Annotated in this window: 13 protein-coding genes and 1 pseudogene; 7 read left to right on the forward strand and 7 right to left on the reverse strand. The window is 66.1% G+C overall.

Going from position 1 to position 14,299, the window contains the following annotated elements; translation table 11 throughout:
* Positions 1–190 precede the first annotated feature (190 nt).
* Positions 191–2,005 (forward strand): monovalent cation:proton antiporter-2 (CPA2) family protein, encoded by a 1,815-nt coding sequence (locus CXY91_RS13485; RefSeq protein ID WP_100961947.1) that lies wholly within the window; start codon positions 191–193, stop codon positions 2,003–2,005.
* Between the two features lie 212 nt (positions 2,006–2,217).
* Here CXY91_RS13485 and CXY91_RS13490 read toward each other — a convergent pair whose 3' ends face one another.
* A complete protein-coding gene (locus tag CXY91_RS13490) occupies positions 2,218–2,508 on the reverse strand; it encodes a hypothetical protein (protein WP_100961948.1) in 291 nt (96 codons plus the stop codon).
* Between the two features lie 5 nt (positions 2,509–2,513).
* Positions 2,514–3,524 carry a 1-aminocyclopropane-1-carboxylate deaminase gene (locus CXY91_RS13495; protein WP_100961949.1) on the reverse strand — a complete coding sequence of 337 codons (1,011 nt, stop codon included), beginning with the start codon at positions 3,522–3,524 and terminating at the stop codon, positions 2,514–2,516.
* A 155-nt stretch (positions 3,525–3,679) separates the two neighbouring features.
* Between CXY91_RS13495 and CXY91_RS13500 the strand changes: the two genes are divergently transcribed.
* The 3 genes from CXY91_RS13500 (at position 3,680) to CXY91_RS13510 (ending at position 5,012) form a co-directional block, all read left to right on the forward strand.
* Positions 3,680–4,144: an Lrp/AsnC family transcriptional regulator gene (locus CXY91_RS13500; protein ID WP_100961950.1), complete on the forward strand. Its 465-nt coding sequence runs from the start codon at positions 3,680–3,682 to the stop codon at positions 4,142–4,144.
* A gap of 99 nt (positions 4,145–4,243) precedes the next feature.
* Positions 4,244–4,672: a MerR family transcriptional regulator gene (locus CXY91_RS13505; RefSeq protein ID WP_100961951.1), complete on the forward strand. Its 429-nt coding sequence runs from the start codon at positions 4,244–4,246 to the stop codon at positions 4,670–4,672.
* Positions 4,608–5,012, forward strand: coding sequence for a carboxymuconolactone decarboxylase family protein (locus CXY91_RS13510; RefSeq protein ID WP_100961952.1), 405 nt, complete (start codon positions 4,608–4,610; stop codon positions 5,010–5,012). The genes CXY91_RS13505 and CXY91_RS13510 overlap by 65 nt, the downstream gene beginning before the upstream one ends.
* Before the next feature lie 49 nt (positions 5,013–5,061).
* On the opposite strand, the gene urtE is transcribed toward CXY91_RS13510, so the two are convergent.
* From urtE to urtA, 5 genes are all read right to left on the reverse strand, one after another.
* Positions 5,062–5,757 (reverse strand): urea ABC transporter ATP-binding subunit UrtE, encoded by a 696-nt coding sequence (urtE, locus tag CXY91_RS13515; protein WP_100961953.1) that lies wholly within the window; start codon positions 5,755–5,757, stop codon positions 5,062–5,064.
* A 61-nt stretch (positions 5,758–5,818) separates the two neighbouring features.
* Positions 5,819–6,583, reverse strand: a complete 765-nt coding sequence (gene urtD / locus CXY91_RS13520; protein WP_091828468.1) for an urea ABC transporter ATP-binding protein UrtD — start codon at positions 6,581–6,583, stop codon at positions 5,819–5,821.
* A 5-nt stretch (positions 6,584–6,588) separates the two neighbouring features.
* A complete protein-coding gene (gene urtC, locus CXY91_RS13525) occupies positions 6,589–7,728 on the reverse strand; it encodes an urea ABC transporter permease subunit UrtC (protein ID WP_100961954.1) in 1,140 nt (379 codons plus the stop codon).
* Complete coding sequence (gene urtB / locus CXY91_RS13530; RefSeq protein WP_465246858.1) at positions 7,725–9,326, reverse strand: urea ABC transporter permease subunit UrtB; 1,602 nt, start codon at positions 9,324–9,326, stop codon at positions 7,725–7,727. The genes urtC and urtB overlap by 4 nt, the downstream gene beginning before the upstream one ends.
* 119 nt (positions 9,327–9,445) lie before the next feature.
* Positions 9,446–10,702: an urea ABC transporter substrate-binding protein gene (gene urtA / locus CXY91_RS13535; protein WP_100961955.1), complete on the reverse strand. Its 1,257-nt coding sequence runs from the start codon at positions 10,700–10,702 to the stop codon at positions 9,446–9,448.
* 671 nt (positions 10,703–11,373) lie between these two features.
* On the opposite strand from urtA, the gene rnr reads away from it, so the two are divergent.
* From rnr to CXY91_RS30930, 3 genes and pseudogenes are all read left to right on the forward strand, one after another.
* Positions 11,374–13,668: a ribonuclease R gene (rnr, locus tag CXY91_RS13540; RefSeq protein WP_248307482.1), complete on the forward strand. Its 2,295-nt coding sequence runs from the start codon at positions 11,374–11,376 to the stop codon at positions 13,666–13,668.
* 25 nt (positions 13,669–13,693) lie between these two features.
* A complete protein-coding gene (locus tag CXY91_RS13545; RefSeq protein WP_100961957.1) occupies positions 13,694–14,137 on the forward strand; it encodes a DUF983 domain-containing protein in 444 nt (147 codons plus the stop codon).
* Positions 14,134–14,299, forward strand: a pseudogene (locus CXY91_RS30930) (NUDIX hydrolase); the annotation flags it as partial. The gene CXY91_RS13545 and the pseudogene CXY91_RS30930, both read left to right, overlap by 4 nt.

The raw sequence follows: 14,299 nt of genomic DNA on the forward strand, positions 1-14,299 counted from the left end.
AGAGAGCCGGCTTTGGCGATGCTAAATGCCCCGATGGAAGCCGGCCGGCAAGCGCTGGCCGGCCGGCACGCTAGCTGCATCGTGTTGTCGGGGCGCTCTGGCGGCCGGACGAAAGCTTGCCTAAACCGCCTGGGCGCCTTCTGTTTCGAAGGCAGGGATATCCACAGCGAAGGCAGGCAAAGGGCGCGTTATGGCGGCTGAAGGCTTCTCTCAGGATCTGGTTCAGGCTGTCGGGCTTCTGGGAGCAGGCGTCATTGCGGTGCCGATCTTCCGCAAGCTCAAGCTCGGCTCGGTGCTCGGCTATTTCGCCGGCGGCCTCGTCATCGGCCCCTCCGGCATCGGCCTGTTCTCCAACCCTGAGAGCGTCCTCCACGTCGCCGAGTTCGGCGTCGTCATGTTCCTGTTCATCATCGGGCTGGAGATGCAGCCCTCGCGGCTCTGGAACCTGCGCGGCGAGATCTTCGGCCTCGGCGTCGCCCAGGTCGGGCTGTGCGGCGCGCTGCTGACCGGCGTCGGCATCCTCGCCGGCCTGCCTCCCGCCGCGGCCTTCATCGCCGGCATGGGCTTCGTGCTCTCTTCGACGGCAGTCGTGATGCAGATGCTGAACGAGCGCGGCGAAGCCTCGACGCCGCAGGGCCAGCAGGCGGTCTCGATCCTGCTGCTCGAAGACCTCGCCATCGTGCCGCTGCTCGCCGTCGTCGCGGTGCTTGCGCCCGCGAAGGCCGCCGAAAGCAGCGGGATCATGCCGCTGGTGATCGGCGCCGGTTCGCTCGTCGGCCTCGTCATCGCCGGCAAATGGCTGCTCAATCCGATGTTCCGGCTGCTCGCCAATGCCCAGGCCCGCGAGGTCATGACCGGCGCGGCCTTGCTCGTCGTGCTCGGCTCGGCGCTGGCGATGCAGCTCGGCGGCCTGTCGATGGCGATGGGCGCTTTCCTCGCCGGCGTGCTGCTCTCCGAATCGACCTTCCGCCACCAGCTCGAGGCCGATATCGAGCCGTTCCGCGGCCTGCTGCTCGGCATGTTCTTCCTGGCGGTCGGCATGTCGCTCGATCTCAAGCTGATCGCCCGGGAATGGCAGGTCGTGGCGCTGGGCGTCGCCGCCTTCATGCTGGTCAAGGCGGCCGGCATCTTCATCGTCGCCAAGCTGTTCCGCACCCGCACGCGCAATGCGATCACCCGGGTCGCGCTGTTCTCGCAGGGCGGCGAATTTGCCTTCGTGCTCTATAGCGCCGCCGCGGCTGCGGGCATTTTCGACGCCCGCATCAACGCCATCGCCAGCGCGATCGTGATCCTGTCGATGGCGCTGACGCCGCTGGTCGTGCTCGCCATCGACCGCTTCATGCCGCCCGAGCAGGAATCGCTGGATGGCGTCGAGCACGCCGAGGGCCTCAAGGGGCGCATCCTCGTCGTCGGCTTCGGCCGCTTCGGCCAGGTCGCGAGCCAGACCCTGCTCGCCCGCGGCTGCAGCATCTCGCTGATCGAGACCGACGTGGAGATGATCCAGGCTGCCGCGACCTTCGGCTTCAAGGTCTACTATGGCGACGGCACCCGCGCCGACATCCTCCACGCCTCGGGCGCCCATCAGGCCGAGGCGATCCTGGTCTGCGTCGAGAAGCGCGAGACGGCCAATGCAATCGTGCGGGTGGCGCAGGCCGAGTTCCCGCATGCGAAGCTGTTCGTGCGCGCCTTCGACCGCGGCCATGCGATGGACCTGATCCGCGCCGGCGTCGACTACCAGATCCGCGAGACCTTCGAATCCGCAATGGTCTTCGGCGGCGAGGTCCTGCGGGCGCTCGGCGTGCCGGAGGAGGAAGCTGCCGAGATCGTCGAGGATGTCCGCCGCCGCGACGCCGAGCGCCTCGACCTCCAGGTCGCCAGCGACATCCATGCCGGCCAGGATCTGATCCATTACGGCAACCAGCCGACACCCGCGCCGCTGACCAAACCGAAGGCGGCGGGCACGGTCATCGGCGATCTGCCAGACGCAGCCGGCGCCAGACCGTAGCGGCACGAAACACACACCGGAGAACCCCTCCCCCTTGTGGGGAGGGGAAGGGGTGGGGGTCGCAAAGCCGGAGTGATCGGCCGAACCAGACAGCACTCCCGCTGCTGCCAGTCCTGCCAACGCTCGCCAAGCGGCACCACCCCCATCCCTATCCCTTCCCCACAAGGGGGAAGGGAAGAGTTCAGCCGACCGGCGCTGGCGACGCAGCCATATCAGGGGAACATCAGCGGCAGCGGCTCGGCCTGCCAGGTGGGCTCGACCGCGAGCAGCCTGACCTGGGCCCGAGCAAGCCCGTCGCCGACGGCCTCGGCAGCGAAGCGTTCGGCGCTGGCCGCGTCTGGGAAGCCGACCGCCACGAGCGTGTTGCCAGGAGCGCTCCGATCGCGGGCGACGAAGCTGAGCTTCGCCCGCCCGTTGAGGCCGAGTCGGCCGACCCGCGCGAGCAGGGCGTCGCGCAGATCGTCGCGCCCAGCCGCGATCTCACAGAGGACGAGCGCCTCCATGACGCTCAACCGTTGCGGAAGGTGTAGCTGTAGCCGTTGATCGCCGGCACGCCGCCGAGATGGGCGTAGAGCACCTTCGATCCCGCCGGGAAGAAGCCCTTCTTCACCAGGTCGATCATGCCCTGCATCGATTTCCCCTCATAGACGGGGTCAGTCATCATGCCTTCGAGCCGGGCCGACAGGCGGATCGCCTCGATCGTCTCCTTCGAGGGCACGCCATAGACCGGATAGGCGTAGTCCTCGTTCAGCACGATGTCGTCCGCCGTGATCTGCTTGCCGCCGACGAGCTCGGAGGTCTTCTGCGCGATGTCGAGCACCTGCGCCCTGGTCTGCGCCGGCGTGAACGAGGCGTCGATGCCGATGACGTTGCGCTGGCGTCCGTCCTTGGCGAAGCCGACGACCATGCCGGCATGGGTCGAGCCGGTGACCGTGCAGACGACGATATAGTCGAACTTGAAGCCGAGTTCCTCCTCCTGCGCCCTCACCTCCTCGGCGAAGCCGACATAGCCGAGCCCGCCGAACTTGTGCACGGACGCGCCGGCCGGGATCGCATAGGGCTTGCCGCCCTTAGCCTTCACATCCTCCAGCGCCTTTTCCCAGCTCGCGCGGATGCCGATGTCGAAGCCCTCGTCGACCAGCTCGACATGGGCGCCCATCACCCGCGACAGCAGGATGTTGCCGACCCGGTCGTAGACCGCGTCCTCATGCGGCACCCAGCTCTCCTGCACCAGGCGGCACTTCATCCCGATCTTGGCGGCGGTCGCGGCGACCATGCGGGTGTGGTTCGACTGCACGCCACCGATCGAGACCAGCGTGTCAGCGCCCGACGCGATCGCGTCCGGGACGATGTATTCGAGCTTGCGCAGTTTGTTGCCGCCGAAGGCGAGGCCGGAATTGCAATCCTCGCGCTTGGCATAGAGCTCGACCCCGCCGCCGAGATGGGCCGAGAGGCGCGGCAGCTTCTCGATCGGCGAAGGCCCGAAGGTCAGCGGGTAGCGTTCGAACTTGGCGAGCATGGCGGGTTCCCCTCGTGAAATGACCCGCAAACGCTAGCAAAACGCTCCTGAAAGGTGCTCCCTAACTTGGCTTTTGATTTTCTCTCTGCTTTCGCAAAATTCTCAATCTGATACTTCTGGCGACAACACGAGCAGCTAAAACGGAAGAATCGTTCATGGAGGCTGAACTCGATAAAATCGACCTCAGAATCCTGCGTCTGCTGCAGGCCGACGGGCGCATGGGCAATGCCGAGATCGCCAAGCGGGTGAACACCAGCGCCGCCACCTGCCATCGCCGCATCCAGCGCCTGTTCGCCGACGGCTACGTCACCGGGGTGCGCGCACAGATCGATCCGCACAAGGTGGAGAAGGGCACGCTCGCCATCGTCGGCGTGGTGCTCGACCGTTCGACGCCGGAAAGCTTCGGCCTGTTCGAGGAGGCGGTGAAGGCACTGCCCGTCGTGCTCGACTGCCACATCGTCGCCGGCGATTTCGACTATTTCCTCAAGATCCGCGTCCGCGACCTCGCCGACTTCAACAAGCTGCACGCGAAGACGCTGCTGGCGCTGCCCGGCGTGCGCCAGACCCGCACCTTCTTCGTGATGAAGGAGGTCATCGACAACGCGCCGCTGGAGTTCTGAGACGGGCGCACGGCGCCCGGAAAAAACTTTCGCCGAGCGCATTGACTTGGAGTGCGCTCGAACTCGTAGCTTCCCCGGCGTCGTGATGAGAAGGCGGCCATGAAGATTGGTGAACTCGCCAGGCGCTCGGGACTGTCGGCCCACACGATCCGCTATTACGAGCGGATCGGGCTGCTGCCCTATGCCGACAGGGACCGGTCACGCCAGCGCGACTACGACGCCTCGATCCTGACCTGGATCGACTTCCTCGGCCGGCTCAAGACCACCGGCATGCCGATCCGCGAGATGTTGCGCTATGCGGCGCTGCGCGAAGCTGGCTCCGGTACGGAAGCCGATCGTCGTAGTCTGCTGGAACGGCACCGCGAGCAGGTTCGCGCTCGCGTCGCCGAACTCGAAGCCTGCCTTCTCGTCCTCGACACCAAGATCGCCGGCTATGCCGACATCGAGAAGAGGATCGAAGACCATGACGCATATCAACGCACACGCCGAAACCAGCAGGCTGGAGCGCGGCAGGCGGGCTCTCGCTGAGATCGATGGCGACGCCGGCCACAGGGTGATCGCGGCGCTCGCCGACATCGCCCCCGATTTCGCAAACTACGTGTTCGAGTTCTCGTTCGGAGACATTTATTCGCGGCCGGGGCTCGACCTGCGTTCCCGCGAGATCGCGACGATCGCGGCGCTGACCGCGATGGGCAACGCCCAGCCGCAGCTCAAGGTCCATATCGAGGCCGGGCTGAACGTCGGACTGTCGCGCCAGGAGATCACCGAGGTCATGATCCAGATGGCAGTCTATGCCGGCTTCCCGGCGGCGCTGAACGGGCTGTTCGCGGCGAAGGAGGTCTTCGCCGCGCGCGACCTCTCCGCTTGAGCTGAGGCTGCACCGGCCCCGCTGACATCTGATCAGCGGGGTCCGAGCGTCACACCTGAATCAACCGCTGCACCTGGTTGCCATCCAGTTCCGCCATCGGCCCGGCCAGAACGACCTCGCCGCGGTCCATCACGAACATCGTATCGGCGAGATCGCGGGCGAAGTCGAAATACTGCTCGACCAGCACGATCGCCATGCCGCCCTTGCTCCGCAGATAGTCGATAGCGCGGCCGATGTCCTTGATGATCGAGGGCTGGATGCCCTCGGTCGGCTCGTCGAGAACCAGCAATTTGGGTCGGGTGACCAGCGCCCGCGCGATCGCGAGCTGCTGCTGCTGGCCACCCGAGAGGTCTCCGCCGCGCCGGCCCAGCATGGACTTCAGCACGGGGAATAGGTCGAACAGTTCGTTCGGGATGAAGCGCTCCTTGCGCGGCAAGGGCGCGAAACCGGTCTCGAGGTTTTCCTTCACCGTCAGCAGCGGGAAGACCTCGCGGCCCTGTGGCACGAAGCCTATGCCGGCGCGTGCCCGGTCCTCGGTGCGCAAGGTCGAGATATCCTCACCGCCGAAACTGATCCTGCCGCCGCTGATAGGCTGCTGGCCGACGATGGCGCGCATCAGCGAGGTCTTGCCGACACCGTTGCGGCCCATGACGCAGGTGACCTTGCCGATCTCGGCGGTGACCGAGACGCGTCGCAAGGCCTGGGCGGCGCCGTAATGGAGGTCGATGGCATCCACAGTCAGCATGAGCAGTTGTCCCGCCGCATGACCTGATCGGAAAACCGGCTTCTACGTTTCCGCAGCATGCTTAGCGCCCCAGATAGACTTCGACGACTCGTTCATTGGCACTAACCTGATCGAGGGGTCCCTCCGCCAATACAGAGCCCTCATGGAGTACCGTGACCTTCACGCCGAGCTCGCGGATGAAGCCCATGTCGTGCTCGACCACGATCACTGAATGGTCTTTCGCGATCTCCTTGAGCAGCACCGCGGTCTGCGCCGTCTCGCCGTCGGTCATGCCGGCGGCCGGCTCGTCGACCAGCAGGAGCTTGGGATCCTGCGCCAGCAGCATGCCGATCTCGAGCCACTGTTTCTGGCCGTGCGAGAGCGAGCCGGCGAGCTTGTCCCGTTTGTCGGCGAGCTTGATGATGCCGAGGATCTCGTCGATGCGCTTCTGCTGCGGCGCCTCCGTCTGCCAGAACAGCGTCTTCAACACCGTGCGCTTCGACTTCAGCGCCAGCAGGATGTTGTCCTCGATCGTGTGGAAGTCGAACACGGTCGGCTTCTGGAATTTGCGGCCTATGCCGAGATTGGCGATCGCGGCCTCGTCGAGCCGGGTCAGGTCGACCGAGCCGCCGAACATCACCGTGCCCTCGTCGGGTCGGGTCTTGCCGGTGATGATGTCCATCATGGTGGTCTTGCCGGCACCGTTCGGGCCGATGATGGCGCGCATCTCGCCGGGTTCGATCGTCAGCGACAGGCCGCGGATCGCCTTGAAGCCGTCGAAGGCGACACTGACGCCGTCGAGATAGAGCAGCGAGGAGGTCAGGGCGCCGGGGGTGGGAGCGTTCATATCGGTTACTCCGCCGGCGCCGGTTCGGCTGCTGGCACGGGCGCGGGCCGCTTGCGGCTCTCCCACCAGCCCTGCGCGGTCCCCAGAATGCCCTTCGGCATGAACAGCGTGACGAAGACGAAGAGCGCACCGAGCGCGAACAGCCAGTACGGCGCCATGAAGCCCGAGGTGAACATCGTCTTGGCCCAGTTGACGACGACGGCACCGAGCGCGGCGCCGACCAGCGAGCCGCGCCCGCCGACCGCGACCCAGATCACGGTCTCGATCGAGTTGGCCGGGGCGAATTCACTGGGGTTGATGATGCCGACCTGCGGCACGTAGAGCGCGCCGGCGACGCCGGCCATGCAGGCGGAGACGGTGAAGACGAAGAGCTTGAAGCGATCGACCCGGTAGCCGAGGAAGCGCGTGCGAGATTCGGCGTCGCGGATCGCGATCACCACCTTGCCGAGCTTGGAGGTGACGATGCCCCGCGCGAGCAGGAATCCGGCGATCAGCATCGTGCAGGTCATCGCGAACAGCGCCGCGCGCGTGCCCTGCGCCTGCACGTTGAAGCCGACAATGTCCTTGAAATCGGTCAGGCCGTTATTGCCGCCGAAGCCCATGTCGTTGCGGAAGAAGGCGAGCAGCAGCGCATAGGTCAGCGCCTGGGTGATGATCGAGAGATAGACGCCGGTGACGCGGCTGCGGAAGGCGAACCAACCGAAGACGAAGGCGAGCAGGCCGGGGACCAGCAGCACCATCAGCATCGCGAACGGGAAGAAGGAGAAGCCGTACCAGTACCAGGGCAATTCCTGCCAGTTCAGGAAGACCATGAAGTCGGGCAGGACAGGGTTGCCGTAGACCCCGCGCGAGCCGATCTGGCGCATCAGGTACATGCCCATCGCATAGCCGCCGAGCGCGAAGAAGGCGCCGTGGCCGAGCGAGAGGATGCCGCAATAGCCCCAGACCAGGTCGAGCGAGATCGCCAGAAGGGCGTAGCATAGGTACTTGCCCCAGAGCGACATGGTCGCGGTCGAGACATGGAAGGGCGAGCCGGCCGGGATCAGCAGGTTCGCCAGCGGCACCAGAAGGCCGATCGCAGCGACGATGGCGAGGAAGGCATAGCCCCGCTTGTCCATGTTCGAGAGAAGGAAGCGGGTGATCATGCTTCCACCGCCCTGCCCTTGAGCGCGAACAGGCCGCGCGGGCGCTTCTGGATGAACAGGATGATGAAGACGAGCAGCGCGATCTTGCCGAGCACGGCGCCGGCGTAGGGCTCCAGGAGCTTGTTGGCGACGCCGAGGCTCATCGCGCTGATCAGGGTGCCCCAGAGATTGCCGACACCGCCGAAGACCACGACCATGAAGCTGTCGATGATGTAGCTCTGGCCGAGATTGGGGCTGACATTGTCGATCTGCGAGAGCGCGACACCGGCCAATCCCGCAACGCCCGAGCCGAGCCCGAAGGTCAGCGCGTCGATCCGGCCGGTGCGGATGCCCATCGCCGAGGCCATGCGCCGGTTCTGGGTGACGGCGCGCATCTGCAGGCCCATCGGCGTCAGCTTCAGGATCGCCAATAGGGCCGCAAAGACGAGAGCGGCGAAGACGATGATCCAGAGCCGGTTCCAGGTGATGGCGAGACCGCCGAGCTCGAAGGCGCCGGACATGAAGGCTGGCGCTCCGACCTCGCGGTTGGTCGGCCCGAAGGCGGTGCGCACCGCCTGCTGCAGGATGAGGCTGATGCCCCAGGTCGCGAGCAAGGTCTCAAGCGGCCGTCCGTACAGGAAGCGGATGACGCCGCGCTCGATCGCGATGCCGACGGCGCCGGCGACGATGAAGGCCGCGGGGATCGCGATCGCCAGCGACCAGTCGAACAGCCCCGGGAAGCGCGCCCGGATCACCTCCTGCACGATGAAGGTGGTGTAGGCGCCGAGCATGACCATTTCGCCATGCGCCATGTTGATGACGCCCATCACGCCGAAGGTGATGGCGAGCCCGATCGCGGCGAGCAGCAGCACCGAACCGAGCGAGAGCCCGTACCAGAGGTTCTGGCCGGCCCGCCATAAAGCGAGCCTGCCCTCGATCTCGGAAATGGCGCGTGCCTGAGCTTCTCTCAAACCCGGCGAGGCGTCGCCCGGCAGGGCGCGCAGCGTCGCCAGCGCATCCTGGTCGCCGCGCTCGCGCAGCACATCGACGGCGGCGATGCGGTCGAAGGGCGGCGCGTCGGTCTTGACGATCAGGATCGCGGCCTGCGCCTCGCGCAGCGCCCGGCGCGCCCGATCGTTGGTCTCCTTGGCGATGGCGGCTTCGAGGACTGGCAGCACCGAGACGTCACGCGCCCGGAACACCGCCTCGGCCGCCGCGACGCGCTTGGCCGGATCGGGGTTGATCAGTCCGAGCCCGCCGAGCGCGCCCTGGATCACCCGGCGGACATTGTTGTTGAGCCTGACCGCCTTGACGCCGGCCGGCTCGGCAGGGAGCGCCTGTCCCGTCTTCGCATCGAGGAAGCCGCCTTCCCTGGTCTTCACCGCGACGACGCCGCCGCCGGCGAGCAGCCGTCCATCGGCCAGCGCCTCGATGATCACAGCCGCATTCGGATGGGCGCCCTGGACAAGGATATCGATGGCGCGCGCCGTGTCCGAGAAACTGTCGGCGTTGAGCCGCGCGAAGGCGTCGTCGGCGCTCTGCGCGAGCACTATGGCCGGCGCGAAGGCGAGTGTCATCGCGAGCGCAAGCAGGCGCAGGAGGCTGGGAAGGATCCGCATGTCTCGCTTCGATTGGCTGGTCGGCTGTATGCACGCCGCCGGCCTATCCGGCGGCGTGCTCAGGCAATTCGAAGGGCGGCCGGCCGTTGATCGTCCGTGCCGCCCTTCCCCCTCTTAACTCAGGCGCCGCCGCACTTGCCGGTCTTGACGTTGAAGTTGCCGCACTTCTTCTCGACCCAGTCGCCGACCAGGTCCTTGGAGCCGTCGAGCTCCTTCGACCAGGCATCGCCCGCGACGAGACCGGTCTTCGAGACCACGTCGAACTGGCCGTCGGCCTTGATCTCGCCGATCAGCACCGGCTTGGTGATGTGGTGGTTCGGCAGCATCTTCGAGACACCGCCGGTCAGGTTCGGCGCCTCGATGCCCGGCAGCGCGTCGATGACCTTGTCGGGATCGGTGGACTTGGCCTTCTCGACCGCCTTCACCCACATGTTGAAGCCGATGACATGGGCTTCCATCGGGTCGTTGGTAACGGCCTTCTCGTTCTTCTTGAAGGCCTTCCACTGCTTGATGAAGGCCTCGTTCTCCGGCGTCTTGACCGACTGGAAGTAGTTCCAGGCGGCGAGATGGCCGACCAGTGGCTTGGTGTCGATGCCCGCGAGCTCTTCCTCGCCGACCGAGAAGGCGACGACCGGGATGTCGGTCGCCTTGATGCCCTGGTTGCCGAGCTCCTTGTAGAACGGCACGTTGGCGTCGCCGTTGATGGTCGAGACCACGGCGGTCTTCTTGCCGGCCGTGCCGAACTTCTTGATGTCGGACACGATGGTCTGCCAGTCGGAATGGCCGAACGGCGTGTAGTTGATCAGGATGTCCTCAGACTTGACCCCCTTCGACTTGAGGTAGGCCTCCAGGATCTTGTTGGTCGTGCGGGGGTAGACGTAGTCGGTGCCGGCGAGCACCCAGCGCTCGACCTTCTCTTCCTTGGCGAGGTAGTCGACGGCCGGGATCGCCTGCTGGTTCGGCGCGGCGCCCGTGTAGAAGACGTTGCGCTCGCTCTCCTCGCCCTCGTACTGGACGGGGTAGAACAGGATCGAGTTCAGCTCCTTGAATACCGGGAGCACCGATTTGCGCGACACGGACGTCCAGCAGCCGAACACGGCCGCGACCTTGTCCTTGACGATCAGCTCGCGCGCCTTCTCGGCGAAGAGCGGCCAGTTCGAGGCCGGATCGACCACCACCGCCTCGAGCTTCTTGCCGAGCACGCCGCCCTTCTTGTTCTGCTCATCGATGAGCATGAGCATCACGTCCTTCAGCGTCGTCTCCGAGATCGCCATCGTGCCGGAGAGCGAGTGCAGGATGCCGACCTTGATGGTCTCTTGCGCCTGCGCCGGAAGCAGAGAGGAGAGAACCGTGGCGCCTGCGAAGGCGGCGCCCATGACCACGCGACGAGTGAGTTTCACTGCGATGTCCCCCGAGGGTCCCTGTTGACCGCGCCCCTCCCGGGCGCAGTTGCCTTGTCGGCTGGCGGGAATGATCGCAAGCCACGTGCCAACCCGAATTCCGGTTCGGTGGGCGTCGCAACAAACGTGTTGCGAGCGCTTTCCCAAGCGATTTCCTGCGGGCGATACGCTTCGCAACGCAAAGATCATGCGCGAGGCCGGAACCTGATCACCAAACAGGCAAACGACCTGCCCACAAAATAAGCAGAAATATCCGAAGTCGGCGCAATGACCGATTTTATTGCAGTCGCAGGCTCTGTGAGCCGCTGAATCTTTACCGTTTACGGCGCGCTTGGAATCACCCTAGCCTCTCCTTGTCGGTAACAACTGAAAGGAGGTGATCCAGTGTCTCATTGTCATCAACCGCTGTCGCGGGGGGCGCATGGCCTGGACTCGTCCCATGAGGGGTTCGGTTGCGCGTGAGTTTCCGTGACGCTTAGCCCTGTTACCGGGGCTGCGGTTCGGCAATGGAAGGGCTGCCCGCAAGGGCAGCCCTTCTCCTTTTCGGGCAGCAGTTCTGCACAGGCCGTTCTGGCGCGCCCGGTTACGGCGTGGCAGAAACCAGCCATGATCATCGCGCCCAGCCGCAGCTGACGAGGCCCGCGCCCTTGCCCCGTCCCGACACCGATCTCTCCCGCGACGCCATCCTCGCCTTCATCGCGGAGGAGCGCGCCGCCGGCCGCGAGCCCGGCCGCCGCGACATCGCCAAGGCCTTCCAGCTCGATGGCGGCGGCAAGATCTGGCTGAAGCGCCTGCTGCGTGAACTCGAGCTGGAGGAAAATGGCAGCTCCGGCCCGGTCAAGCCGCATGCCGCCTTGCCCGCGGTCCTGCTCTGCGAGATCAAGACGCGCGACCGCGAAGGCGACCTGATCGCCGCTCCGCTCGAATGGAACGAGGCCGACCAGGGCGAGGCGCCGAAGATTCTGCTCGAGCGCCAGCGCGAATTCCGCCGCCAGCCGAAGGCCCCGGCAGCGGCCGCCCCCGGCGTCGGCGACCACGTTCTGCTCAAGCTGACGAAGCTGCGCGGCGTCGAGGGCTATCAATGGTCCGGCCGCACCCTCAAGGTGATGGGCAAGGCCAAGGCGCAGGTTCTCGGCATCTTCCGTGCCCTCCCCGACGGCTCCGGCCGGCTCGTTCCAGTCGACAAGAAGGCCCAGGGGCGCGAGGCTCTGATCCCGAAGGGGCAGACCGGCAACGCCGAGGATGGCGATCTCGTCTCGGTCTCTCTTGCCCGCGAAAGCCGGTTCGGCCCGCCCCAGGCCAGGGTGCGCGAGCGCCTCGGCTCGCTGAAGTCGGAGCGCGCGGTCTCGCTGATCGCGATCCACGCCCATGGCATTCCGAACGAATTCCAGCCGGCGACGATCGCCGAGGCGCAAGCGGCGAAACCTGCCACGCTCGCCGGTCGCGAGGATTGGCGCAGCCTCACACTGATCACCATCGACCCGGCCGACGCCAAGGACCATGACGATGCGGTCCATGCCGCGCCCGACGACGATCCCGACAACCCCGGCGGCCATATCGTCACCGTCGCGATCGCCGACGTCGCCTCCTATGTCCGCCCTGGCTCGGCGCTCGATCGCGAGGCGCTGGAGCGCGGCAACTCGGTCTATTTCCCCGACCGCGTCGTGCCGATGCTGCCGGAGCGGATCTCGAACGATCTCTGCTCGCTGCGCGGCGGCGAGGATCGGCCGGCGCTCGCCGTCCGCCTGATCCTCAAGGCCGACGGCACCAAGAAGAGCCATTCCTTCCACCGCATCATGATGCGCTCGGCCGCGAAGCTCTCATATCAACAAGCCCAGGCCGCGATCGACGGCAAGCCGGACGATTTCACCGGCCCGATTCGCGACAGCATCCTGATGCCGCTCTGGGCCGCCTATGGCTCGGCCGCCCGCGCCCGCGACGCCCGCCAGCCGCTCGATCTCGATCTGCCGGAGCGCAAGCTCGTCCTCGACGCCAATGGCAAGGTCACCCGCGTGATCGTGCCCGAGCGGCTCGCCGCGCATCGGCTGATCGAGGAATTCATGATCCTCGCCAACGTCGCCGCGGCCGAGACGTTGGAGAAGGCGAAGAGCCCGCTGATCTATCGCTGCCATGACGAGCCCTCGCTCGAGAAGATGCGGGCGCTCGGCGAGGTCCTGGCCTCGATCGGCATCAAGCTGCCCAAGGACGCGGCGCTGCGACCGGTGCTGTTCAACCGCATCCTCGCCATGATCAAGGGCTCGGAGAACGAGCTCTTGATGAACGAGGTCGTGCTGCGCACTCAGGCGCAGGCCGAATACGTCGCCGAGAACTACGGGCATTTCGGCCTCAACCTGCGCCGCTACGCCCATTTCACCTCGCCGATCCGGCGCTATGCCGACCTGATCGTGCACCGCGCGTTGATCTCAGCTCTCAAACTCGGCGATGACGGCCTGCCGAAATCGACCTCGCTCGCCGAATTGCGTGAGGTCGCGACCCGGATCTCGGCGGCCGAGCGGCGCGCCATGGCGGCCGAGCGCGAGACCACCGACCGGCTGATCGCCCATTTCCTCGCCGACCAGATCGGTTCGAGCTTCGACGGGCGCATCGCCGGCCTCAACCGCGCCGGCCTCTTCGTCAAGCTCGACGGCACCGGCGCCGACGGCTTCATCCCGGCCTCAACCCTGGGCGCCGACTATTATCGCCATGACGAGCGCGCCCATGCGCTGGTCGGCGATCGCACCGGCGAAAGCTGGCGCCTGGGCGACCGCGTCCATGTCAAACTGGTCGAGGCGGCGCCGGTCGCGGGTGCGCTTCGCTTCGAGTTGCTCACAGAGGGCAGGCCCGCGACATCCGACCGCTCTGGCAAAAGGTCACGGCCTGCTTTACCTATGGGGCGAAAGCAGGGCCGCCCCCCGCCCAAACGATCGGGCCGCAAGCGCTGACGCCCCGCATTAACGAAGACATCCCATGTCCATACATTGTCACCAACCCAAGCCGGTCCAGGCTCGCGACTGGCGTCAAGCTATGCGTCGCGGCCTCTTCGGTCGCTGCCCGCATTGCGGCGAAGGCAAGTTGTTTCGCACCTTCCTCAAGCCGGTCGATTCCTGCGCGGCCTGCGGCGAGACCCTGCACCATCAGCGTGCCGACGATCTGCCGCCCTATATCGTCATCACCATCGTCGGCCACATCGTCGTCGGCGGCATCCTGCTGGCGGAAAAGTACAGCAACTGGTCGATTGCGCTGCATCTCTGGGTCTGGCTGCCGCTGACCGTCTTCCTCAGCCTAGCGCTGATGCAGCCGGCCAAGGGCGCGGTCATCGGCCTGCAATGGGCGCTGCGCATGCACGGCTTCGGCGGCGCCATGCCGAGACCTGAGCGCCAGCCGGCCATGAAGGCCGTGGGCGGTCGATGAGTGACCACACCGTCACCCTGACCCAGGCCGAGCGGGCACGCACCAGCGTCAACCTGCGCCCGCGTGACGCGGCGACCATGCTGATCCTCGATCATTCCGGGAAGAAGCCCAGGGTGCTGATGGGCAAGCGCCATGCCGGCCACAAGTTCATGCCGGGCAAAT

It is taken from the genome of Allobosea sp. FBZP-16, assembly GCF_002831785.1.
GTDB lineage: Bacteria > Pseudomonadota > Alphaproteobacteria > Rhizobiales > Beijerinckiaceae > Allobosea > Allobosea lupini.

What these genes read in the sequence shown, in the direction of transcription:
- CXY91_RS13500 (WP_100961950.1), top strand. Translation starts at nt 3,680, where the DNA reads ATGGAGGCTGAACTCGATAAAATCGACCTCAGAATCCTGCGTCTGCTG.
- CXY91_RS13505 (WP_100961951.1), top strand. Translation starts at nt 4,244, where the DNA reads ATGAAGATTGGTGAACTCGCCAGGCGCTCGGGACTGTCGGCCCACACG.
- urtB (WP_465246858.1), bottom strand. Translation starts at nt 9,326, where the DNA reads ATGCGGATCCTTCCCAGCCTCCTGCGCCTGCTTGCGCTCGCGATGACA.
- urtE (WP_100961953.1), bottom strand. Translation starts at nt 5,757, where the DNA reads ATGCTGACTGTGGATGCCATCGACCTCCATTACGGCGCCGCCCAGGCC.
- urtC (WP_100961954.1), bottom strand. Translation starts at nt 7,728, where the DNA reads ATGATCACCCGCTTCCTTCTCTCGAACATGGACAAGCGGGGCTATGCC.
- CXY91_RS13490 (WP_100961948.1), bottom strand. Translation starts at nt 2,508, where the DNA reads ATGGAGGCGCTCGTCCTCTGTGAGATCGCGGCTGGGCGCGACGATCTG.
- CXY91_RS13495 (WP_100961949.1), bottom strand. Translation starts at nt 3,524, where the DNA reads ATGCTCGCCAAGTTCGAACGCTACCCGCTGACCTTCGGGCCTTCGCCG.
- CXY91_RS13510 (WP_100961952.1), top strand. Translation starts at nt 4,608, where the DNA reads ATGACGCATATCAACGCACACGCCGAAACCAGCAGGCTGGAGCGCGGC.
- CXY91_RS13545 (WP_100961957.1), top strand. Translation starts at nt 13,694, where the DNA reads ATGTCCATACATTGTCACCAACCCAAGCCGGTCCAGGCTCGCGACTGG.
- CXY91_RS13485 (WP_100961947.1), top strand. Translation starts at nt 191, where the DNA reads ATGGCGGCTGAAGGCTTCTCTCAGGATCTGGTTCAGGCTGTCGGGCTT.
- urtD (WP_091828468.1), bottom strand. Translation starts at nt 6,583, where the DNA reads ATGAACGCTCCCACCCCCGGCGCCCTGACCTCCTCGCTGCTCTATCTC.
- urtA (WP_100961955.1), bottom strand. Translation starts at nt 10,702, where the DNA reads ATGGGCGCCGCCTTCGCAGGCGCCACGGTTCTCTCCTCTCTGCTTCCG.